Source organism: Terriglobus sp. ADX1, assembly GCF_036877645.1.
Lineage (GTDB): Bacteria > Acidobacteriota > Terriglobia > Terriglobales > Acidobacteriaceae > Terriglobus.
Window position 1 is genome coordinate 1 of the sequence record NZ_JAEDXV010000026.1, and the last position, 23,950, is coordinate 23,950.

Annotated in this window: 17 protein-coding genes and 1 pseudogene; 6 read left to right on the forward strand and 12 right to left on the reverse strand. The window is 54.8% G+C overall.

Features of this window, described 5'->3' with window-relative positions; all coding sequences use genetic code 11:
• Positions 1-819: phospholipase D-like domain-containing protein (locus tag JAO32_RS15550; protein WP_334242127.1), on the reverse strand; the 819-nt coding region annotated here is incomplete at its 3' end.
• Between the two features lie 157 nt (positions 820-976).
• Here JAO32_RS15550 and JAO32_RS15555 point away from each other — a divergent pair.
• Entirely contained in the window at positions 977-2,068 is a 1,092-nt protein-coding gene (locus JAO32_RS15555) for a hypothetical protein (protein ID WP_334242030.1), read from the forward strand.
• A gap of 54 nt (positions 2,069-2,122) precedes the next feature.
• Here JAO32_RS15555 and JAO32_RS15560 read toward each other — a convergent pair whose 3' ends face one another.
• From JAO32_RS15560 to JAO32_RS15580, 5 genes and pseudogenes are all read right to left on the reverse strand, one after another.
• The gene (locus JAO32_RS15560) at positions 2,123-3,943 is read right to left on the reverse strand and encodes an ABC transporter ATP-binding protein (RefSeq protein WP_334242032.1); all 1,821 of its coding nucleotides are present in this window, start codon (positions 3,941-3,943) and stop codon (positions 2,123-2,125) included.
• A 24-nt stretch (positions 3,944-3,967) separates the two neighbouring features.
• Positions 3,968-4,687 (reverse strand): hypothetical protein, encoded by a 720-nt coding sequence (locus JAO32_RS15565; protein WP_334242034.1) that lies wholly within the window; start codon positions 4,685-4,687, stop codon positions 3,968-3,970.
• Between the two features lie 222 nt (positions 4,688-4,909).
• Positions 4,910-6,160: a transcription termination factor Rho gene (rho, locus tag JAO32_RS15570; RefSeq protein ID WP_334242036.1), complete on the reverse strand. Its 1,251-nt coding sequence runs from the start codon at positions 6,158-6,160 to the stop codon at positions 4,910-4,912.
• Positions 6,161-6,356: 196 nt separating this feature from the next.
• Positions 6,357-6,584 (reverse strand): DNA-directed RNA polymerase subunit omega, encoded by a 228-nt coding sequence (locus tag JAO32_RS15575; protein WP_334242038.1) that lies wholly within the window; start codon positions 6,582-6,584, stop codon positions 6,357-6,359.
• A gap of 465 nt (positions 6,585-7,049) precedes the next feature.
• Positions 7,050-7,565, reverse strand: a pseudogene (locus JAO32_RS15580) (ATP-binding protein); the annotation flags it as partial.
• Positions 7,566-7,965: 400 nt separating this feature from the next.
• Here JAO32_RS15580 and JAO32_RS15590 point away from each other — a divergent pair.
• The 5 genes from JAO32_RS15590 to greB all read left to right on the forward strand — a co-directional run bounded on the left by JAO32_RS15590 (position 7,966) and on the right by greB (position 13,990).
• Positions 7,966-9,684, forward strand: coding sequence for a hypothetical protein (locus JAO32_RS15590; RefSeq protein ID WP_334242041.1), 1,719 nt, complete (start codon positions 7,966-7,968; stop codon positions 9,682-9,684).
• A gap of 18 nt (positions 9,685-9,702) precedes the next feature.
• Positions 9,703-10,533: a hypothetical protein gene (locus tag JAO32_RS15595; protein ID WP_334242043.1), complete on the forward strand. Its 831-nt coding sequence runs from the start codon at positions 9,703-9,705 to the stop codon at positions 10,531-10,533.
• A 306-nt stretch (positions 10,534-10,839) separates the two neighbouring features.
• Positions 10,840-11,886, forward strand: a complete 1,047-nt coding sequence (locus tag JAO32_RS15600) for a nucleoid-associated protein (RefSeq protein WP_334242045.1) — start codon at positions 10,840-10,842, stop codon at positions 11,884-11,886.
• A 100-nt stretch (positions 11,887-11,986) separates the two neighbouring features.
• Positions 11,987-13,276, forward strand: coding sequence for a hypothetical protein (locus JAO32_RS15605; protein ID WP_334242047.1), 1,290 nt, complete (start codon positions 11,987-11,989; stop codon positions 13,274-13,276).
• A gap of 132 nt (positions 13,277-13,408) precedes the next feature.
• Positions 13,409-13,990, forward strand: coding sequence for a transcription elongation factor GreB (greB, locus tag JAO32_RS15610; protein WP_334242130.1), 582 nt, complete (start codon positions 13,409-13,411; stop codon positions 13,988-13,990).
• 193 nt (positions 13,991-14,183) lie between these two features.
• Here the strand turns inward: greB and JAO32_RS15615 are convergent, their stop codons facing one another.
• The 6 genes from JAO32_RS15615 to JAO32_RS15635 form a co-directional block, all read right to left on the reverse strand.
• On the reverse strand, positions 14,184-15,038 hold the full coding sequence (locus JAO32_RS15615) for a nucleotidyl transferase AbiEii/AbiGii toxin family protein (RefSeq protein WP_334242049.1): 855 nt from the start codon (positions 15,036-15,038) through the stop codon (positions 14,184-14,186).
• Positions 15,013-16,029, reverse strand: coding sequence for a type IV toxin-antitoxin system AbiEi family antitoxin (locus JAO32_RS15620; protein WP_334242051.1), 1,017 nt, complete (start codon positions 16,027-16,029; stop codon positions 15,013-15,015). The genes JAO32_RS15615 and JAO32_RS15620 overlap by 26 nt, the downstream gene beginning before the upstream one ends.
• 776 nt (positions 16,030-16,805) lie before the next feature.
• A complete protein-coding gene (locus tag JAO32_RS20080) occupies positions 16,806-17,297 on the reverse strand; it encodes an alginate export family protein (RefSeq protein WP_443082606.1) in 492 nt (163 codons plus the stop codon).
• 181 nt (positions 17,298-17,478) lie between these two features.
• Positions 17,479-18,639: a hypothetical protein gene (locus JAO32_RS15625; RefSeq protein ID WP_334242053.1), complete on the reverse strand. Its 1,161-nt coding sequence runs from the start codon at positions 18,637-18,639 to the stop codon at positions 17,479-17,481.
• Between the two features lie 310 nt (positions 18,640-18,949).
• Complete coding sequence (locus JAO32_RS15630) at positions 18,950-20,494, reverse strand: hypothetical protein (RefSeq protein WP_334242055.1); 1,545 nt, start codon at positions 20,492-20,494, stop codon at positions 18,950-18,952.
• Positions 20,495-20,589: 95 nt separating this feature from the next.
• Positions 20,590-23,910 (reverse strand): TonB-dependent receptor, encoded by a 3,321-nt coding sequence (locus tag JAO32_RS15635; RefSeq protein ID WP_334242057.1) that lies wholly within the window; start codon positions 23,908-23,910, stop codon positions 20,590-20,592.
• Between the last annotated feature and the right edge of the window lie 40 nt (positions 23,911-23,950).

A 23,950-nucleotide genomic window follows, 5' to 3' on the forward strand; every position in this document is an offset into this window, starting at 1 on the left:
ACGCTCCCAATCCTGTTCAAACACATGGATCATCTTGTGAATGGCGGGCGCATTTTCGAAGATAACACCGATCTCTCGGCGTGCCTCCAGCTCTAGCTTGCGGAGACTCTGACTGCCTAAGAAGGCGGATTTCCCGTCGCGAATGATGACACGTGTATGAAGCCGCGTAGGCAACAGGCGAAACGGAAGCGAGTAAGCCTTCGGCGAAACGCGACCAATCACGCGCACATCAACCCCCTGCGTCACCTTATCGCGCAGCAGCGAAATGAAGTCCGGGTCGCTGATCTTCATCTCGTACATCAGGATCTGCTTCTTGGCGCCGTTAATGAAGTCCATCAATTCCTTACGCGCATTGATCGGACTCACGATTAGCTTTTTGCACGTAGAGACATATGCTGTGCGATGTACATCGCACTCAAACAACTTAATGGCTTCAGCCACGACGGCAGGAGTAGTGATGGCAACAGCAAAAGAACGGCTTAACGTGATGTCGAGATGCGTGTAGTTGAACGCAAGCAGATAGAGTTCCTTGCGATCGATAATGAACATCTTGCCGTGATAACGCACAAGATCATCCGCAGTCCGAGTAACGGTGATGCCCTTTTCGAGCAAACGCATCTCCAGCTTACGAAGATTTTTTTCTTCGCCTCGGTTTGTAAACGCGATCAGCGCCTGCACGGACACACCGCGCTCCACAGCTTCTACCAGTGCACGTTCAATCTCGCTGCGATCAAAGCGGAAGATGAGTATCTGAATACTCTTCTTCGCTTTGTGGAGCGCATCCAGGATCGGTTCGATCCCGTCTTCCGGCTGTACCATCAGCTTCACGTTTGCAGTCGTTCTCCTGCCGGCTGTCACCGGATGATTTCTCTTACATGATGAGGATGCAAATGTAACAGAGGAGGATGTTTTTTCTTACGGTTTGCGCATCTGAACTTCTATACATCCGGTTTCCAAAACCGATGGGAGAACTTTCATGCGTTTGAACCGCCTTTCCCAGTGGGCGCTGCTTTGTACTATTTCTATTGTTCCTGTGGGCTTTGCTGCCCATGCACAGGACGACGCTGCTGCCCAGACCAGCCACAGCAAGACGAAAGACGATGATAAAGACAATGATCGCGACGTTCGATCGAACGCAGCCCTATGGGCGAAGATCCAGAACCCTGTTCTGTGGCATGACCCCGGCAATATCGCCTCGCTGGACCTGTACTGGGGCGCCGGAGGAAAGGCAAAACAGCCGAAGCCACCCTTCGTATTTTTGAGCGAGGACACCAACGGAACCAACCCCAAATTTGATGCACGGGATGCCAACGGAACCAAGTGGCGCGTGAAGGAAGGCGAGGAAGCACAGCCCGAAGTGGCCGCTTCGCGCCTGCTGTGGGCAACGGGGTATTACACCAATGAGGACTATCTGATTCCGGGTGGGCAGGTGCAAAACGTCAAGATGAAGCGCGGCTCGCAAGATCTGAAGGAACGCGGAACCCTCGTCAATGTACGATTCGCACGCAAGCCGGATGGACAGAAAAAGATTGGAATCTGGGAATGGAAGACAGCTCCGTTTTACGGCACGCGTGAGTTCAACGGTCTTCGCGTGATGATGGCCGTGATCAATAACTGGGATTTGAAAGACGTGAACAATGCGGTCTTCATGGATTCCAAAAATAACCGGCAAATCTTCCTGGTAAGTGATATCGGTGCGAGCTTTGGATCGAACGGAGTCTCGTGGACGCAGTCGCGCTCCAAGGGCAACATTGATAGCTTTCGTTCCTCAGGATTTATTCAGAGCAAGACGGATTCCACGGTGAGTTTCTCCACACCGAAGAAGCCGACAGGAATGCTGCTGGCAACTATGGGTGCGACTGCAAAATCATTTGCCATGCGCAAGGATTTAGATTGGATTGGAAACGACATCCCTCTTCAGGATGCGCGATGGATCGGCCACCTGCTGGGGCAGCTCTCGCATCGACAGTTAACAGATGCGTTCCGCGCAGCGAATTTCTCTGAAGAAGAAGTGCAGGCTTATGTAGAAGTGGTGGAAAGCCGCATTGCAGAGTTGAAGAAGCTATGAGAAGGCAATGATAAGAAAGCCGGGCTTGGACGCCCGGCTTTCTTATGGAAACATTTAGGCCAGCAAGGCAGATCGTTCTTCGTCATTATTTTGGAGGTCGTTCAATTCCTGATACAAACCGCCTGCCTTCATAAGTTGATCGTGTGTTCCGCTCTCCACCACACGTCCGTCCTGAATGACATAAATGTTGTTTGCTTTGCGTACCGTTGCCAAACGATGCGCAATCACAATGACAGTCTTGTCCTGCATCAAGCGATCCAGCGCCTCAAATACAAGGTTCTCCGTGTTGGCGTCCAGCGCGGAAGTAGGTTCATCGAGAATGAGGATGCGGCTGTTGCGTACCATCGCTCTGGCAATGGCAATACGCTGCCGCTGTCCACCAGAAAGCAGAATGCCTCGTTCACCCACTACGGTGTCATACTTCTGCGGAAGATTATCGATGAATTCTGTGGCATTCGCCGCCTCCGCCGCGGCAACGATCTCCGCGTGTGAAGCCTCTGGACGTCCATAAGCAATGTTGTCCCAGATACTGCCGCTAAACAGCACAGTGTCCTGCAATACGAAACTTAACTGCTCACGAAGTGAACTCTGCTGCACCTTCGTAACATCCTGCCCATCAATGCAGATTGTGCCGCTCTGCGCCTCGTAAAATCTCGCAATCAGATTAATGATGGTCGTCTTACCCGCGCCCGTGGGTCCCACTAAAGCAATGACACAACCTGGATCGGCGTTCAGCGTAACATCGTGCAGAATTTCATGTTCGCCATCGTAGGAAAAGGAAACATGTTCAAAGCTGATCTGGCCCGCTGTTACACGTAATGGCTTTGCGCCTGGAACATCGCGCATTTCGTTGTTGTTGCCAATGATCTCCTTGATGCGCTCGTATCCGATATCTGCTTTGGAATACGAATCCATGATCTTGGAGATATCCTGCATCGGCTTGTACATACTGGCAATGTAAGCGATGAAGATATAAATCTTGCCGCCGGTCATGTCAGAATCAAGCGCTAGATTTCCACCAAAGTACAAGACAAGGCATGTACCAATGGCAGTAACAATATTGACGATGGGAACCAGCTTTGCCTTGAGAGTTCGCGCCCGCAACGCGGCATCCACAGTCTCCAGGCTCTCACCTTCCAGACGATGAAGCTCATATTCCTCGCGTGAAAATGCCTTCACCACGCGAATGGAACTAATGACCTCCTGAACGACGGAGATCATCTTGCCTTCACGCTTGCGCACCTCACGCGATGCCTTCTTCACGCGACGCGTGTAGGTGTAAACGATGGCGAAGAGAATCGGAACAACTGCGAGCGCAATCAAAGTTAATTGCCAGCTCAGATAAAAGAGCACGCCAATCATGCCCAGGATCGTAGCGATATCGACAAGGATGCTGAGCAGACCGGAAACGATGAAGCTCTGAATGGAATCGATATCAGTTGTTACGCGGCTGATCAGATCGCCTGTCTGGCTGGTGTCGTGGTACGAGAGTGAGAGGCGCTGCACCTGTGCATACAGCTTGCGGCGAAGGTCATGCGTGACCCATTGCCCGACACTGGTGGTGGTGTATTTTTCCCAATACGAGCAAAAGGCATCGACAACGGCAATGAGCACAACCGCACCGCATGCGAAGAGAAGTATCTGATGTGGCTCAGTTCCCACCGTGCGCTTAATGAGCGCAAAGAGCCAGCCATGTGACTCCTTTTTCGCGATGACGTTATCAAGAACAATCTTCAGCGGCCACGGCTGGGCAACGTCGGCAATGCTTTCGCCCGCAATAGCCGTGAGCCCCAGGATGAGAGCGCGACGATGCGGGCGCAGAAGATCCTTGATCTTCAACTGCCGGTTCGGCTGCTGGTCTTTGCCCGTTGCCATTGAGGCGTTATCTCCGTGCTGCACTTAGTTCTTCTTGATCTTGTGGCGAAGGTACTGCCGAATGTCGTCACCAAATTCTTTAAACTGCTGCGTTGCCATGCGGCTTGCGATACTGCCTAAGGAACCTGTCGCCACACGGGTCCAATCACGATCCTGCTCAGGATAAATACCATTGGCAAGAGCTTGACTGGCAACAATGCCGGTGATTAACGGAATGTTTGCCGTGTCACCGCCGCTGTCCTTATGCGTGATCAGCACCCGCTCTGCCGCATAGATCACGCGCGACTTAAATGGATGTCCTGCCCCCAGCACATAATAACGAGGATCATCTCGCAGGATTGCCGACATACCACCATTCATGATGGCCTGCGTGCTCTGGCGTGCATAGTCAGCGCCCATACGCTCACCATAGGCTGCGCTGTCGGTGCCATAGTGCGGACGCGTATCCAGCAGTTGTTGTCGTCCTGCAGTAAATGCAGCGGAAAAGACGGCCCCGAAAGTTCCCATCTTCAGAACAGAAGCAGTAATCTTCTCCTTTGCTCCCCACGGAACCGCGGTATATCCGGGCTTGATGGTGTGAGCATACTTCCTCGCGACCATTGGCGTTACTGTAGGCGTCTGCCAGTCTTTGGTATTGTCCACCGCAGCAAACGAAGATGCCGGTGCCTGTGAGCTGCTGAAGCCAGGAGAATCCGGAAGCGATTCTAGCGAGGCAGCATCCACAAGCGCATGCACCTGTGGCATGTTGCGCTGCGCGCTACACGAGAGTGAGAGAATACCCGCAAAAAGAACAGAGAACCTATATCGCAAAATTAATGACATCATTTGTTTCAAACGGATAAGACGCCACACTGCAACTGGCTGTTGCATGAGGGGCATAGAGGAATCTGGCCTTCGTGAAGTTGCCTGCGGAATATGAGAAAGCCCGCGAAATTCGCGGGCTTTCTTTATATGCTGAGAGATCTTTTACAGCGAACTCATGTTGTGCAGGAACTCCTGGTTATTGCGAGTCTTGCCCAGCTTGTCCGTGAGCAATTCCATGGCTTCCACTGGCGACAGCGGATTCAGCACCTTGCGCAGAATCCATGTGCGCTGCAGATCTTCCTTGGGGATAAGCAGCTCTTCCTTACGCGTACCGGAACGCTGAATATCAATGGCCGGGAAGACGCGCTTGTCGACCAGCTTACGGTCAAGGATGACTTCCATGTTGCCTGTGCCCTTGAACTCTTCAAAGATCACTTCGTCCATACGCGAACCGGTATCGACGAGGGCTGTTGCCATAATGGTGAGCGAGCCGCCTTCTTCAATGTTGCGGGCCGCGCCGAAGAAGCGCTTGGGACGCTGCAGAGCGTTGGAGTCCACACCGCCGGAGAGCACCTTGCCCGAAGGCGGAACGATGGTGTTGTAAGCGCGTGCAAGACGCGTGATGGAGTCCAGCAGGATAACCACGTCGCGCTTGTGCTCAACGAGACGCTTCGCCTTTTCGATGACCATCTCGGCCACCTGTACGTGGCGTGCAGCGGGCTCGTCGAAGGTGGAGGAGATAACCTCACCCTTCACGGAGCGCTGCATGTCGGTGACTTCTTCCGGACGCTCGTCAATGAGCAGAACGATCAGAACAACCTCAGGATGGTTCGCCGTGATGGAGTTCGCGATGGACTGCAGCAGCACGGTCTTACCGGTACGCGGCGGAGCAACGATCAATCCACGCTGGCCCTTACCCACGGGGGTGAGAAGGTCCATCACGCGGCCGCTGATGTTGTCGCGAACGGTTTCCATCTTCAGGCGCTCGTCAGCATAGAGCGGCGTCAGGTTGTCGAACAGAATTTTGTTGCGTGTCTCTTCCGGAGACTCAAAGTTGATCGCCTCAATCTTGACCAGCGCAAAGTACTTTTCGCCCTCGTGCGGGGGACGAACGTTGCCGGAAATGGTGTCACCGGTCTTGAGGTCGAACTTGCGGATCTGCGAAGGAGAGACGTAAATATCGTCGGGGCCGGGGAGGTAGTTGTAATCCGGCGAGCGGAGGAAGCCATAGCCGTCGGGCAGGATTTCGAGAACGCCTTCGGCAAAGATGTGGCCCTCTTTTTCGCTCTGAGCCTGGAGAATCTTGAAGATGAGGTCCTGCTTGCGCAGGGCGCTGGTGCCTTGAATTTCAAGGCCGCGTGCGAGCTTTCCGAGTTCGGCAATGCTCTTTTCTTTGAGTTCGGTAATGGTCATGGGTACCTGTGTACGTTCGTTCCGTAATGTATGGGAAGCGGTGAATCTAAGGCGGGGGTTGCGGTGCGGAAGGGTGATGCAGGCTGGTACGGGTAAAGCTTGGGTGCAGTAATTACTTCAAAACTGCAAGTTCTACGGTACAGCGATTGTATTGCAGGAGCGAGAAAACAAGGGTGCGGGGGAACCGCACGGCCAGTTAGGCCGCGCGGCGCTCCTCGATGGTCTCCAACACTGCTGCCGGCTCAGGGCCAGTCTTCAGATCGCTGGGAGCGGCCTCGCGGAAGCGATCCAGCACTTCGTTCGTGGTGTCCTGCAGACGGGTGTTCGGCTTGTGCAGCTTGCGCGTCGCCTTGCTGGCGAGCTGACAAAGCTGGTAACGGTTCTGGACGTGGGTAAGAGCGCCAAAAATCAGATCAGAGCGCATGATTCTCCTTCTTCAATCAAGTCTCGCGGTCCTTCAGGATCCGCTGACGGATAGATCGCGGCACGCTGCCGCAGCTTTACATTTTGCGCAGCATGTCCTCATTTAAGAACGAGGTACACACCACAGGTTTCCGGCACAGAACTGCGCAGCTCTTCTGGCGGCGCTTCAGGCTCCGTTACCTTCACTCTTGAATCTCAGGGACGATTCGGGATCGTTGCGCCGGCCACCCGCGCAGCTTTGAGAATCGGATGTCCCAATGTATGGGATTCACCAACGCCCGGCCTGGATGCGTCGGCAGGAGGGAGATTCGCCGGGTTTCGTTCCCAACCGGCCAAAATCGGCTCCAAAAGCACCATAATTGCTTCAACCATGATTATCAATACTTATTTTCGGAAGAAATCGCGCCAAAGCTTCCAAATTGTGGAGAAAAATTAGCCCCCTTCTGTAAGTCCTGATGACTCAGTCTCATGCCCAGTAACTGCGATCCAGGGTCCGGTACTGGATGGCTTCCGCGATATGTTTTACGGCGATGTCCTGAGCCCCTTCCAGATCGGCAATTGTGCGGGCAGTCTTGAGAATGCGGTCATGAGCACGGGCGCTCAGTCCCTGCTGCTGCATTGCGCGCTCCAGAAGCCGTTCCGCGTCGCTGGAAAGCTCACAGAACACTCGAATCTGTTGGCTGGACATCTGTGCGTTGTTGTAGACAGGGCGATGCCGTTTCGTGGTCTGCTGGTCGCCCACTTTTCCAAAGCGCGCCGCCTGGCGCTCCCGTGCGGCCAGGACGCGGTCGCGGATCTGGGCGGAGGTTTCTCCTTCACTTCCCTGCCGAAGCTCCTTGTACTGCACAGCAGGCACCTCAATATGAATGTCGATACGGTCCAGCAGGGGGCCGCTGACCTTCGAGACGTATCGCTGGATCATGGGTGGCGTGCAGGTGCAGTCGCGGCTTTTGTCGTTGAAGAAGCCGCAGGGCTGCGGGTTATCTCAGTGCCGAATCTGTCAGCTATGTCCCGCTCCCTATCAAACCCAAAAAACTCAATCCATGAGGGCAAACGCGCCACAAAGCGAAGTTGCTGATGACAAGCTGCAGCGAAAGTGAGTTCGTCGGAGAACCGTCGTACACCAGACTTGTCGCCTCGAGAGCTGAGGCCAATCGGTAACTTGCGGCCGCTGATGGTAGCAGATCGAAACGGTAGTTCTCGGGCCAGCTTCGGAAATATCGCAAAAAATTAGGTTTAGCTGAGCCGTTAGGGAGGGACAGATATGTTGTTTTCCGAATCGGAAATTACCTAATCGTAAAAATGTCTACATAAATTGTCCCCTTTCACACTTATAATTCGCCTACCCGTTTGCAGTGATTGCCTATTTGAGGTGCCGTACGATGCGCCCTGCTTTCTGCCGCATACCCAAGCCGTTTCGCCTTTCCTCTCTGCTCTTGATGAGCGTGCTTGCTTTGGGAGAGACTAACCCCGGTGACACGGCACAGACTCCGCCAAAGACGGCGGAAGCAGAAACACCAAAGGTCACTGACAAGCAAAATATTGAAAAAGGTTGCGGCTTCAATCCGGACGAAACGGACGTCAAGAAGATTCGCAAGGCCAACGCCTGTATCGAGCGGGATCTTCGCGTGCGTCAGGAGCGGCTAAGACTCAAATTGCGGCTGGACGCAATGCGCGAGGCGGAGGCGCGGCTTCTCCGCGGGGCAGCCTCCGAGCTGCCGCAACCCAAAGGCGCTGGATTTGCAGCAGAAGCAGCGGCTATTGGCAGCGATACCCCTACCGCACCAGGAGACACACCGACCAACAACTTCGTCGGCGGCTCGCTCTCCGGAACCCCTTCTACTTGTATCGTGGGCAACGGCATCAGCAATCCTGCCCTCATTCGCGTCCATCGGGAAGTGATGACGCCGCACACCACTGCCGACGACTTCGGGTATCGTCTCGGTCGGAGGTTTGTCGTCTACCAAGTCACCGTGGAAAACGGCAGCAAGGAATACCAGTTCATGCTGCAAGACGTGAGTGTCGATTTCAGCCGACTCTTCCACGCCCCTGCGGGCACCTATCGCTATAGCGCTTCTGGGCAGGATCTCGGCTTGCTGCGCGGTGTGCCCGAGAAGGGACAGGACCTAGACCCTCGCAACAAGATTCTTCACGTACTGCAGGGTGTGGGCTCTGTGGCAGGCGCGGTTAGCGGCCTAACCAGCTTCGCGGACGTGATGGGACCATCCATAGCCATCTTCAACGGCTCTTTCATTCAGGGGTACACCACCCTTGCTCCGGACCATACGGCTACCCAATTAAACCGGTTGAGCGACAATGCGTTTACCGTAAACACCGTGATCGATAAGCAGCGTGGTAAGTCCATTGCCCTGTTCATTCCGGCGGACGAGCTCATGTCGAACGACGAACAGAAGCGGTTCCGCAACGACCCATTCGAGTTCCTAGGCTTCGACGGCGCGGACGGCCGCCTGAATCAGGCCGACATCTGCGTCGATGGCACCTTCATCCAAGCGGTGACGGTGAATGCACCGACCCTCAGTACCGTGACGTTTGCTTCCGGCTCGCTCACGGCCGGAGCGAACGCCGTCTTCAATCTCACCGGCAGCAACATGATAGGCGGAGATACAGTTCTGGTGGTCGGCGGGTCCATACCTGCAACGGTGCCGGTCACCGCGATTTCAGATGGCACCCGCGCGACGGCCCAGGTTCTCCTGCCCTCCGATTTCGATCCAACCGCTACGACCTTCACGCTGAAATCGAAATCCAACCCGGCCCTCAGCAGCGGTACGGGCATCAAGCTGCAGGTGCTAGCCCCTGCTTTGACTGCGGCCCTTCTCGAGAAGAACCCTCCTCCAACCAAAGGGGCGCAGGCAACGCTGAACCTAGTGGGAGCTAACTTCGTGAACGGTGATACGACGGTCATCCTCAACGGCGCCGCACCGGTCACGGTCCCTGTTCCGGTCAATGCGGATGGGGTCTCCGCAACCTTGACGGTTACCCTTCCAGCCGATTACGCCGATGGAACGACGACCGCAACCTTACAGTCCAAGTCGGCACCCGCGTCGAAGAGTGCACCTGTCGTCGTGCACATCAAACCGTAATTCCTCAGGAGAACGACGATGGTATCTGCACTGATGCAGAGCGCACTGGCAGACGGATTCGTGAGCACTCCGGGAGGCTACCGGAAAACAAGTGACGTCCATCTTGTAACGGCCGGGCAGGCTGTAGTGAAGCGTGGCGGAGCCTCGTTTGTCATGAAACTTAGCACGGGTGCTTTGACCGGCAGCTCCAGGGAGGGCTCGTCCCGCACGCACCCGGCCTCGCAGATAGGCGCGTGGGTAACCTGGGCAAATTGGCAGAACACCACCAGCGTCGCGATTTCATCGTTCGCGACCCGTTGGGTGGTGCCTCCTCCTCCGCGGGCCTCCGGCGATCAGCTTGTTTATCTCTTCAACGGCTTGCAGGATCCCCATGGGACCGAAATCCTTCAACCCGTCTTGCAGTTGGGTGTCTCGGGGGCCCGCGGCGGTCGGTTCTGGAGCATTGCGAGCTGGCACGTTGACTCGCAGGGGCACGCATATTGCACGCCCGCTCTACCGGTACAGCCAGGCGATCAACTTAAGGGGCTAATGACCCTCGTGAGTAGTTATTCGGACGGAACCCACAACTACCGCTGTGAATTCGTCGGACGGGAGGAGACTTGCCTGATGGCCCTTGGCATTCCAGAGCTGACAGATACGGTCGAAACGCTCGAGGCTTATGGTTTGACCGAAGCTGCGGAGTATCCGGCCATGCGAGATCTGAGCATGAACGAAATCAGCGTCGAGACCGACACCGCCCCTGCTGCGCTTGCCTGGTCCAGCCACACGATGCAGAATCCGCTCTATGGGGAGGACACCGTGATCGTCAGCAACGCATCTCCCGGTGGAGAGGTTCAGATTGTGTTCTGAAGGGCTCATCCATTCATCTGGAGCAACTGGTTCGAGACCAAATTTGTGCAGAATGGCGTTCGCTACACTCGACTTGAGAGCCGGAATGCCATCCGAGGGCAAGGCCATTTCCTTGTATGCAGACTCGTTCTTATTGGTTCTATTGCCTTCACGGTTCAGCAAAAGGCGAATAAAAAGAGAAAATTATAGTATGATGACGAGAAAGATCTGTTGGGCCAAAACTGGGTGCCTTATGATTGCGAGGGCCCAGTTCTCAACCACATCCAATGCGGAACAATCAATTAAGGTTCTGCATCGAGGAGTTCAATGGCATTCTTGCAGGCAGAGCAACTGGAATCCCTGACTATCGAGCGGATGATCTTCCATGTGGTCGGGCCTGCATCGGACGAACTCGTTCTTTTGGAAGAAATTGATCCCACACCGCACGCCGACTTTTTCATCGAACGACTCCAGAGTGCCAACACTGGCATTATGTTCGACTTTCTTCCTGGATCAAGTGTCCTAGCTTCGTTGTCGTCGATCGACCAAGACCCTAAGAAGTTCCCCGAGGAAAGTAGGCGGATGGCGGCCCTCTTCAACGAGGCTCACGGGAAAAACACTAGTCGAGGAGTGTTCTTCGTTTTCTCGTTACGAACTGCGAATGAGCGATTCTATGCAGTCGTGAAATACGACCATGAAACGGTACTGTCCTACACGATCGAAGAAACCCGTACAGGTGCTCGCCCGCTGATCGAAAGGCTGCAGGACACGTTTGTGCAATCACCACAGGCGCTGCAAAAGACGGCAATCATAAAGCTGTCTAATACAGGTGGCGAGCTTTGTGTGAAGGATAGAGTCGCTCCCACTCTAGTGACAAATTACTTCAGAGGTTTCTTAGGCGCCCATCGCAGATACACCGAAGCTGACCTCACTACAACGCTCGCTGAAGTTACGAAGAAGGTTGCCAAGGAATGTTCTTCTGATCTCAGCGGGGATGCCAAAAAAGCGGTCACCCAGCGGCTGTATGACACGTTACAAACTCAGACAAGCTTCGATCCTGGAAATGCTGAGGTCTTTTTGACCTCGGTGTTTGGCCCCTTAGAAGCCGAGTCCAATCTGAGGAAGTCTTTCGAGCGTCATATGCGGGCGCGAAGAGTCGATGGCGAGGCATTCAACTTTGACCGGCAAGCCATTCCTCGGCCGTCAAAGAGACGGATCGTAACAACCGAAGGAATCCAGGTCATCTGGGACCGGGAATATAGCGACATCGTATCGGTTCAATCAATAGCTGGAGGACAAACGCGGATCACCATCACCACCGGCGGCGTCGAGGAAAATGATGACTACACCGAGTCAAATTCGCGCAGGCGCTAACACCCTTTCGAATAGCGTAGAGGGGTTTAAGAACGAGACTCTGACGACCCTTGATGCTGGAGGTATCTTCACTCCCGAAGCGCTGGAGCAATGGCGAAGCATGGCCACAGATCTTGCACAATCCGGCTATGGTGCATTGTCTGCCATTGACAGCATCGGCGAAGAAATCGATTTGACCTCTGCACAATTCGATCAAATCCCGGATGCGGTTCGGGTGAGACTCACAAAAGCTCATGTTCCTGGGGCCTTCCATTTCTTTTTCGCCTCAGCGTTAGACATTTTGTTGACCGACCGAACGGCAGCATCAGAGGCACGGCGGGTTCTTGTCGCAGAACAATTTGATCCTTTTGCGACACAAAGTTGTAGTTTCGCGATTTGGGATGAACTGGTCGATCCGCCGTCGGAAATCACTGAGGCTCCGGTTGAGCCGACTAGGCTCGTCCGAGATCTAACCGGCGATGGTGTGGTTCCGATCAATGTAGGGATATATCTCCTGAAGGGCCAGATGCCACAAGACTCCACAGTCTTTCGCCAATGGGCCCGGACAGCTGTAAACAAGCTTCTGATCTGCCTGTCGAATGAAGTTTGGCTAAGTGATAACGGACTGATGGTCAGTTTAGTGGGACCGCGTGTTCAACGCATTTCGGTCGGTGCTAAAGCGGGCTATGATCCCCAGTTGCTGCAGGCAGTGACAGAAGCGGCGAGCTGGGTTTATTCCTCTACACGCGATCTAGAGGTCAGACACACCCTTTTCACGAATGAACTAGCTCGCGAATGGCCTGAGATGGCATCGCTTGAATCTTCATTTGCAGCACGAGCCCCTCGCGCACTCGATGCAGCGAAGACAGCCTACAGAGCTCATATTCGGGAGGGCAGCAAGGAGACCCTCAAGTCTCTCAGTGAACTACGTAAGACTTTGAATGAGGAAGTCTCCAAGGTGTCTACGCAAACAAGAGATCTCATCTCAACCCTTTGGAAAGACTTCGCTATTGCGGCAACGGCGTTGCTGAGCCGTGTTGCTTTGATCTTTGCTGACAAGAAGCCGACTGCGGACTCGATGCCCATGAGGATCATTCTCCTAGGGACGGCGGCTTTCACGATTGTGAACTTGTATGTGACTCTGCAATCGAATAGCCGCTTTATGCGGATTGCTGCTGACAATCGTAGCGTTTGGAAGCAGAAACTGTTCGGTTTTCTCGCTCAGGACGACTTGCAAACTTTGGCAGATGAACCCGTCAAGAAGTCGGTGGACGCTTACAACGCAGCAAAACGGATAGTGATCGCGATCTATGCTCTCGTTATTTTGCTGCTCATTGGCACGGCCTTGTCTCCATTCCTAGCTGGCTTCATGGGCTCGATTAAGTCGTTGGTAGAGGAGATCGGAAGCTGATGGCGAGAGATTAGATCACGAAAGATGGTCAGATGTGGGCGGTCTTGTTCGACCTCGACGAAACTCTGGTTCTTAGCGCTACTCGGGTGCTCACTTCGAACCCTTGAACGAGTAGGCTGGAAGCACGTGAAGATGCGAGAAGGACCGAGGGGACGAATTCACAAAGACGCGCCCGATGCGCAAGTTAAGAACTACATCACTCCCGGCGGCCTCGACCGCCTCAAAGATGAACGCCATTTCTTACTTACGAAAGATCGTCCGGCGGTTGTTGAGGTTGTGGCTTGGGCAGCGGGTAACGGGGACCGAAGCGAAAATGCCGACTACCAATATGGCAAGCGGCGGTTACGGCAGATTGATGGACGTATTCGGTTCCTCACTAAGAGGATCGAGTGCGCGGAAGTCGTGGATCCAGCGGCACCGAGGACGGGGCAGCGGGCGACGCGAGCATTCTTCGGAGCAACGATTCGCTATGCCAATGAGTCAGGGACAGAGCGGGTCGTACGCATCGTCGGCACGGATGAAGTCGATCTTGAACGCGATCACATCAGCTGGGTCTCACCATTAGGCCGAGCGTTATTGAAAGCCAGCGCCGGCGATGAAGTTGTTCTTCGTGCGCCGCGTGGGTCCGAAACCTTATGCGTGCTTCAGGTGTGGTACGAACCCATCGCTGTGGAACCGTTCCACGAACCAACCGCGTCGCACGTTGGCCCATAGCGAACTGGACAGTATCCATGCCAATCGTTCAAGGTACTGTTCGCTTCGTGGAGAAGATGAGGATTGAGCGAGGGTATCGGAAAACGCGACGTCGAATCCCCCAACATTGTGCTTCCGTCAAGAGAGTGAACTGGGGTACTTCTGGTAGCCACTGTTGAACCTTTCAGACGCCCCCTCCGACGGTCTTAGTGCCCTACTTCAAAAGCTCATCGAAGTAGGCGTCTAACACTGTCCGAATATAAGTCAATCGTTCCGGTTCGAATGGCCATCGCGAGGTGCGGATTCGTTCTGCCAACTTGTCGACAAAATTGTCTTGGTTGACAATCACTCGTAGCTTTTCGAGTGTGCCTTCTCCTGAGATTGCGCGACCATCCTCACCAGCAAGCGCAGATCCGGCGAGATCCAGTTCGAATCCAAACTTTTCCAAGTGCGAGCTTGCGGAATCATAAAGTCTGTCCTCATTGCTAGCGTCCGCATACTTCGAAAGGATGCGAAACAGGTCGAGAGCGTCCTTGTCCGTCGTGTTCCGGTCTTGCCAGGCGAAGATCTTTAGGATCGCCAAGGAAGCCAGCGAAACGACGGGGACTGCAAGCTTGGGGGCGATCTGAACGTGCACGGAAGATTCAAGTGCATCCGTGAATCCAGCAACCGACATCACCGTATCGTGCGTTGGTGGCCAAGCGATGATCTCATTTTCGGCTAGTCCGCCAAAGGGAATCAGGTCGACTGGCATTCCGGCTTTTGCGAAGTAGATTCTATGTCCAGTTTTGTCCGGTGTGAATTGTCCCCTGCTGAGGAAAGCATCGCGCAGGCTATGGAACTGCTCCCAGTTTTCAACGGCGATGGCGAGGTCAACGTCGCGGGTAGCGCGACTCACGGGAATACCAAAGACATGGTGGAGCAAGAGATCGCGCGCAGTAGCTCCCACGACGACGTAGGGACATCTTTGCGCCATCGTAAGCTCGTCCACGATGGCAAGAATTTCAAGTAGGAGGCCAGGGATCGGACGATCCTTAGGAACGCTATAGATCTTCGAGATATCGTTCATATAGGAGGCGGGCTGTCTCGATATTACGTCCGTCTTGCGTAGCCATTAGGTCTGCATAAACCAGGAGCGGTGGCACAAGATCTGGATGTTCCTCGGCCTCAGGCAAGTCCCAGAAAACCTGGAGCAGTTCAGTATTGCCATTGAGATCTAATCGCGCTCTAGCTTCAGTGAGTACTGCCTTCGGATCATCGCGGACGTAGAGGGTAAAGTGTTCTGGCCGGAGGTATCCGGTTAGACGTGCGGCAGCGACCTCTGCTCCCCAATATGCCTTCAATTTCGTCATCTCGAGCGCAAGCAGCCGATCGACATCGCATTCGTAACGGTTTCGGACAAGCTTTGGCCTAAGCGTGTCTGGATAGCGCGCCACCCAGGCTTCTACGAGTTCGCGCGCGCCGGTGAGAGTCCTTCTTCCCTCTCGTTGTACCAGATGGCCTCGGGCTTCAAGGTCTTTGATGACGGGACCGAGGGTGCCCAGTGCGACTTTGGCGGCATGCGCTAGATCTCGGTATGTTGCGTCGGCGAGTTCCGGTTTGCATAAGAGAGCAAATGTGACTTTCATGCCCACTTCGGTATAAACCCGATATTGTGGATTCTCGGCCAAGGTGGTAGGACGGGGCTCACCCGTTATAAACACGGTCAACCCCGGAATGGCGACGTGCGCGTTCCCAGCTGTGTCGATAAAGGGGAGGTTTAGTTCCCGGCACCGTTCTGCGAGCGCACGAGTGATATAGGGTGCAACGAGCAAAGGACGCGTGTGAGGCGGGAGATGGGCATGTCTTTTTGCAATCATTCCGAGGGTAGCGAAGTTCCTGACCACTTTGATCTCCGCGACGAACTGAGCGTGAGCTGTGGGACCATTCAACTCCAAGAGGGTATCTCCGATTGGGGAAAAACCTGGAACGATTCGCAAATCTAAGTGCGCCGTTCGCTTTACGGCCTCAAGGGCATCATTCAAAATGACTTGCTGGCGATGATGATCGGGATGGGCCATGGATTGCCTCCTCTCCTGTTCGCAATTTAACACTGTTCGGACGATACGAACAACAAGGATATGCGAACAAAATCGAGACGGAGATTTACTAGTCACATTGACGACAGGTGCCTGAAAGTCTGCCGTCCTTGGCCCCCGCTCGTGTCCATCATTGGGCTGAGTTACTAAAGGTCTTGTTAGAACCGATTGGTGACATAGACAAGAAACTGTTCCACAGCCGCGTGGCTCCTGTCGCCTACATAAAAAGCGCGAGTGCGTTAGATATTCTGGCCAAGAATCACAACAACCGTCGAGACGTTTTGACGGTCGCTTATCTCGCGGCGAACTCATACGCAATCGTGAAGGTAGGAGTGTTTGAGTTAGCTCTTCCACGCAAGCATCTGCTTCTCTATGGCGTCGCCTTCATACTGTGGGGCTCTCTCATCCTATTGGGATGCAATGCCGTTTTGATGAATGGGCCGCCTGACAGTCATACCTAGGTGAAGAAAACAGGCCAATTCGCAGATTGAGTTTGGATTCTGCCCCATAAACGCCATAGCCGTAAGCGATCGCAACTTACGAAGCCGACTTGCCGTTACTAATCCTAAGTCGGTGAGTGACTCGGCGATTTGACGTAAATCCGGAGTGATGACACCGATAAGAAAAGATTCCGCAACGCCTAGTTTGCGGGTCCAAGTTAGTGCGGCTGCTCAATAGAGGTAAGCCCAAATGTATGTGGGTGATTGTGCCTAGTCGACGACGGACATTTCCTATGCGGAACCTCCTGCCGTCTAAAATCAGTACGAAATTCCGGGAGCACAGTAGTTGGCACTCTTTCCTGACGTCGTCCGACGAAGGAAAGTGCCGGAATGGGCGCCATCCACCGTCCATGTGACATGCCGATTTTGCCTCCACGCGACATTCAGGTCAGCCTGGAAATCTACGTACAACGCAGCGGCAGCCTTTCCTGCTTGCACGAGCGTTGCCGGGATCGAATAGATGCCATCTTGTCTGCTCTGCCTCCACAGCATCTCAGCGTTGGGCCAAATGACAATCCGTTGATGAGAAATCGTGACACGAAGACTTGGACGAACATCCTGGATGTTGTACGGACCTATGAAATTCGCCTCGCCAAAGTAGGCCCCTTTCGGAAACAAAGCATTGAACGTACCAAATGCGCCTTGCGTTGGGTTGTGATTGCAGCTTGCAACGCCTGCATCAAGCCCCACACGATAGTCGATCTCCCGTCCCTTTTGAGACCTGATCGTGTAGCCCGAATTGGTGGTCACTGTCTATGCTCGAATCGGGCCGGTAGGCAAATGTGCCGAACTGAAAAACTGCTTCCGAATCAGAATCCCAATGCCCTCACGTGCCTGCAAGACGGACTCCTATAATTTGCCTTTGCTCTCGCCCTGAACCAGCCTGAAAGGTCGCGTCTTTGGTACTACGCTCTTTGCAAATCTGGCCGACTCATTCCGCGCGCACTTCAACCTCTTGTCCCGATTGGACAGTGACATCCGCCCAAGTGATTGTGATACCCTCTGGCGTGATCGAGCGTTGGATAGGAGCATTGTGATCTCCAACCCTCAGCCTTGATGCTCTGCCCGCAAATTCGACGCGCCACCGCAATGACGGCCCCGAAACATTCTTCAGCCGGGTCACGTGAAGACCGTTGTGGCTTACAGTGATTTCGTTGTGCTTGATCGGGATCGCGCTCAACGTAGCCTTGTCCGACTCATGCGGCAACCTCGATAGCGTCGAGATATCGTAGGGTGCGGAGGTTGGTGCTGCAACGAGCCCCATCACGCCACTTGCGATTGCATCGACGACCGAAAAGGAAACCTCGGGATACTCTCGGCGGGCTTTCTGCGGGCCGGTGATGTCTTCAAGCACCTGATAGGCCGTCGCGATCCTTCCATACCGGAACAAGATCAAGGCAATGTACGTTTCTTCTTCAATGTTGATCTGCTTCCAATACGTTGGCGACGAGATGTAATCGAGCGCGCCACGAATCCGTTCCGGATTCTTCGTAGCTCCGAAGTACAGTACCATCGTGTCGCCCGATCCATAGGCGCTCAAATCACTACGGACCATCCCGTAGTAGTGATGTCCCTGTTCCGACCATGACACCCGTTCAAGTAAGGCTTGCATCGCTGTCGCATTTCGTTCCGTTGCTTGCAGGAGTTTGCGATCGGCAGAGACTTCCCGGAACGACTTCATGGCGCGATATTCCGCGGCAAGGAGATCGGAACCAAAAAGAAAGTCAGAAGTTCCTTCGCTGTAGCTCGGAATGCCTCTCGCATTGACGAAGCGTCCTTCGCGCAGGCGTCGGTTTGCAATGCGTGGACGATTAAGTAGTCTTCCGGGTTCAAGTTGCCAGGCCTTCAGATAGTTACTCATCGTCAGGGTTGCGAACGTCTTAAAGGCTGGATCATGTTGGTGAGGCGCATCTCCGCTCCATCGCATCATGCGAACGAACGCGTCCAGCACATCGAAGTTCGCTGGCAGGTTGAACCAGAAGTCGTCGTCGGAAACGTAGTCATCAGGAGAAGGCTTGCCTTCGCCAGTGATCTCCCAGTAGGCCGCCCAATCACGCGATTCCGCTACTGACGCTGCGAATCGTTGCAGCATATTCTCATTTGCTTCGGACAAACCTAGTACGGCCGCACCCTCCGTCTGATGAGAGACATCCCGCATGCAAAATGCATTGCGGCCGGGCAAAGCGGCCTCGTACCACGGACCGATCGAGCCGTGAGGACGTACATAGGCAAGAGCCTGTTGCTTGGCCCAACGAAAGGACTCATTCAACCATGGCGTTGAGCTGGTGAAGGCAAGCGCGGACGAGGCAGCGGATTGAGGTTGGGCAAGCGCTGTCGGTCCGAGAATAAGGGCAATTGCCAAAATGAGTCTGGTTCGCAATGGATATTCTCCTGAAAGCAGATCAACGAATCGCCAAAACAAATCCTGGCGAAGAGAGGTCCCCGCTGGACGCGGCACTGAGCCCGAACTTTCGCATGTTCGCTTCCGCAAGGTGCAAGGTGTTGCCCTTGATGGTCACCTGCGTGGTGACATCTAGGGCTGTGTCTGCCAGCAAATCTTGCACAAACACTCTTCTGTGCACAATCGAATGGGCGAAGACGAGACGGAGCGAGTTGCAGGCGCCGAAGATACCATACGGGCCCTTCGCGTCTCCAACCTGTAGTTCGATTTCGGCAGAGGGCATAAACCAGCCGTTTTGTTTGTGTGTCCGCTCCTGCACGCCGATGCCGACCGCTCCATTGGGAAACCTGGCTGCGAAAACAAACGGCTTCTCCCCGTGCGCTTCAACCTTTGGAAGTGCAATGCCACGCGCCATACACGCCGGTGCCCCTTGATACGCGACCTTCCCCACCACATCCTTATCCCAGGTCTGTCCTCGCTCGAACAGCCAATCATCGGTAAGTATCTCCTCGCTTGCAGAGAATGTCCCAAGCCCCACGCGAAAGGGAGGTGCGATCCGTTGCCACCGTAACGAACGGACGACCTCATCCATACGTCCTTTCGCCTTGCGCGGTCCGTTGAAAAACAGATCCGCATCGTTGCCCGGACGCAGGCCGACCAACGGATGCCGCAGGATTCCCATCGTGCAGCCCATTACGGCCGCCACGTAGACTTCGTCCTCCACATTGAGGAACGTTCGAAGCTCGGGACGGCCCTGGGCGCTTTGCAGCATCTCTGTCATGCGGTCCAGCGTGGTTGGAAGAGACAAGATCGACGTAACGTCGTAGGTGCGGTACACATCGGTATGGGCAAGGATCTGCTGGCGTTTTGAACCCTGCGGTTGCGCTCCAAAGCGGCCACCTCGGTGCCAGTCTCCGTTGAGCGCTGATTCTCCATGCACATGTTCGAATTGCAGGGGTAAGTGATCCGCATTGCGCGTTTCGATGAGGTGAAAGGTCGGATCGCCGATGTCGACTTTCCAGTAGTCGATTGCTGCGTCTGCGCTGATCCTTTCCAGTCGACGATCCTCCGTGCCACCGGGCGTGTTCCGACACCAGAGCGCAAGGCTACGCCAGCGTTCGTTTCGGACGGCATCGTTCAACGTGCGCAGTCTTTGGGCTGCGGAGCCGGTGTACGAGGGGAATTTTTGCTTGTCGAGTTCAAACGTGGACATGCCGCCCGACTCCCAGCCATCGTCGAGCATGAGGTATAAGTCTTCACGGACACGAGGGTAGAACGACCGCGCCCAGCCATGCGAGCCGAGAAGAACCTCCTCGTTCATGGCATCGTGCGCAAGCCGACTCCCCGAATCTCCTTCGAGGTCCTCGATGGACAACGAGGATGCGTGTTGTCCGTGCATGTAATTCTGGACCGCCCACGTGCACCAATAGTTGGGGGCTCCGCTGGGCGTCGTTGGAATGAGATTGATCGGTGTGTTGGTGGCGGCAGAGGGGGCGGGCAGCAATCCGTGAGCAGACCCCACGGTCATAGCCGCAGCTCCGCTCAAGAGAAACATCCTTCGATTCACATTTCATCCTTTGGTTCTAGGAGCAAGGGGGAAAGTCGTGGGCACCCAACGAGCGGGTGCCCAAGCGACGGAGGTCAGAAGGTGAAGTGAGCCCCAAGCTGCAACTGTCTCGGATTGCCGTTGGTCCCATTGATCTGGCCGAAGTTTGAATCCGCCAGGTTGGTATCCGGGTTGGAATAGTGGGGTGTGTTTGTCAGGTTAAACGCATCCACTTGCAGAGTTATCTTCATCTCGTCGTGGATCGCGGCTGTCTTCGACAAGGAAAGATCCGAGTTGTAGTAGCCAGGGCCATGGACCTTGCCGAATCCTGAGTTGCCAAGCTGGAACGGGGCTGGCGTCGTGAAGCAGCTTGTGTCGAACCAGCGCGATACGGAACCGATGGTGCGCACATTCGCGCACGTCACATTGGCATGGTTCGTGACACCGCTGCCGAGGTTATCGTAGGCCGCATTGAAGCTCAGAGGAGAGCCGGATTGCAGCTTGGTGACGGTGCTGAACTGCCAGCCTCCGAAGGCAAGCTCGATCGGTCTCTTCGCGTTAGGCATCCACCGTTGACCACGACCAAAGGGTAATTGGTACGTGAGGCTGGCAATAAAGTTCTGCGGAATGTTTGGGGCTTGATTCGTACCTTCGCCACGGTTCAAGCGATCGTCCAGCGGCCACCACACATTCATGTTGTCCAGTTCCTTTGACCAGGTGTAGTTGAAGCGTCCTGTGAGGGAATGAGAGAAACGCACTTTCACTTCCGTTTGCAGTGCGTGATAGATCGAAGATCCGTTCGCACCCGCAAAGCCGATGTTCGTCGCGTACTGATCGCCCGCGGCATTGAAGTACTTGTAGGGCAACCGGGAGTTGAAGGGGGTTGAGCCCGGTACGGGAGTATTCAGGTTGTAGCGACGGAAAAGGTGGAGGCCTCGCGTGCCCACGTATGTCATGCTGAAGGCCACCGCATCTGAAAGCTTCTGCTGAACGCCGAAGTTCCATGCATATGCCACGTCGGGTTGCATGTTCTTGTCCATGTAGCTGACCGAGATGCCCGGAGGTGGCGCGATGGACACATTGGTGGACGTAGGAATGTACTGCGGAAGCCCCGAGACGCTTAAAGGAGCGAGCGGGACGTTACGCTGTTGTGCTGGGCTGGTGAACACTTCAAAGAACGGATAGTTACGCTCCAGGAAGCCGCCGATGGCGCCAAAGTTTCCAGGAAAGTGAGTGACGCCGAAGGCTCCACTGACGGTGGTATTCGCACCGCCCGGCGTATAGGCAAAGCCGACACGGGGTGACCAGCCACCGTAATACGTATTCACGTTCGGAGCGCGATTGCCATCTTTCGCGAAATCGAGCAGGCCCGTTTGAAGATTGAAGTTCGACTGGCGATTGCTTTTGTCTATAGCTGGTGTGATCACATCCCAGCGGAGTGCGAGGTTCAGTGTGAGGTCGCGGCGCACCCGATACTGATCCTGCGCATAGATGCCGATAAGGTTTGCGCGGGTCGCCGGGATGGTCGCGACGAATCCGCGATCAGTGTTCGAAGGCAGGCCAAGCAGAAAGGTCGCGAACTGATTGCCGCCCGTTGGGTTCACGCAATTCGGGTCCATGGTGCAGCTGCTGGTGTAGTCCGAGATATAGGTGAAGTCGCCGTTTTTGTTTGCATCCGAGTTGGTGAGCGATGCCTGCAAGCGCCGGAAATCTTCGCCAACGGTAAACGTGTGCGGTCCCCAGATTTTTGTGAGATTATCCGTGATCTGGAACGAGTTGGTGATGCGTTTCGAATTCGTCCAGCCCTGCGAGCCGGTCGAGACCAGGTTGCCGATGCTGAAGTTGCCAAGGCCCGTGGCGCCAAAGGCCGCATTGTTACCATTCGGAATGCCAAGGGTCGTGTTTTCGTTCGTCCCAAGGTCATTGCCGAAGTCGTGCGTCGCAAACCGATTGAAGCCGAAGCGCAACTCATTGAGCATCGTTGCCGAGAAGGTGTGGTTATAGCCCAGGGCCGTATTGTGATTGCGCGATTGGGCATTGACATCATTGACCTGAACGAACGGCGTTCCCGGCGAAGGAGCCGACAGGTCGCGCCGTTGGTAGGATTCGCGACCAAACACGCGATCTCTCGACGTCAACTGATAGTCCACCTTGACGTCGAACTGATGGTTGTTGTCGGGCTCAACGGTGTTGGCCTTGTAGTTGTTGCTCGTGTTCGACTGATCGGTCGCTGCGGGCCAAATCGTATTCCCGGCGACCATCTTTGCAGAGACGGGGTCGAAACGATTGGTCGGAATCTGCCATGCAGGTCCCTGGGACGTGTTGACCGTCGCGAAGGGCTGACGCGTTTGGGGATCATAGATGGGGCCTGGGAACTGGGTTTTCAGGAATGTTCCCTGCGTCATCAGTTGTGTTGGAACGGTGAGGATATAGCTGATGCCGTTGCGAAGCAGAAGTCCCTGGTAGTCCACAAAGAAGAATGCCTTGTTGCGGATGATGGGACCACCAAGCGAAGCTCCAAACTGATTGGCGCGGTAGGGGGCTTTCTGGGTGGCTCGCCACTGGTACGCGTTCAGGGCGTCATCTCGGAAAAACTCATAAGCTGACCCGTGGAAGGCGTTCGTGCCGGATTTCACAAAAGCGTTGACCTGGGCTCCGCCATAGGTGCCAACGGTGATGTCGGCGTTATTGGTCGAAATCTTGACTTCCTGGATGGAGTCCAATGGCGGAGTCACATTGATAAACGCATTCAACAGCTCCATGTTGTTGACACCATCCAGCGTGTACGTGGTACCTCCCCACGGCATGCCATTGACGCTCGCGGTGATCGATCCGAATGAGCCTGCACCCGCTGCCGCCTCTGGCGCGCTGCCAAAACCAGCAGCGACCGACCCTGGGACCGTCTGGACGAGCTGAGAAAAGACGCGACCATTCAGAGGGAGGGTGGTTACATCCCGGCTGTCCAGAACCTCACCGAGCGAGGAGTTGCTTGGATCGATGAGGGCGTTTGTGGTGTTCACCACGATCGATTGGTTCTGCGAGCCAATCCGCAACGTGAAGGGTACTGGAGAGGTCGCATTTACGCTCACGATGATCCCTTTGGAGACGATCGTCTGCATGCCGGCAGCTTCGACCTGAACCTGATAGGTTCCGGGTGGCAGGTTATTCGCCTGGTAATCGCCGCGTGCATCGGTTGCAATTGACGTCACGATGCCGGTGTCTTGATTGGTTACCGTAACCTTGGCGTTTGGAATCGCGGCGCCTGTAGGGTCTAGAACTGGGCCGGCTATGCGGCCGGTGACGCCCTGGGCCATCGCGATCGGTGTTATCGCAAGTACAGCCGAAAGCGCCAACGTACTGCCGATGCGGCTGGATGTTGTCTGCGTCCATTTCAAGCCAGAAATGATTCTGATCATAGTGTTGCCTCCAGAACACGGCCTTGGAAGACCGTAAAAC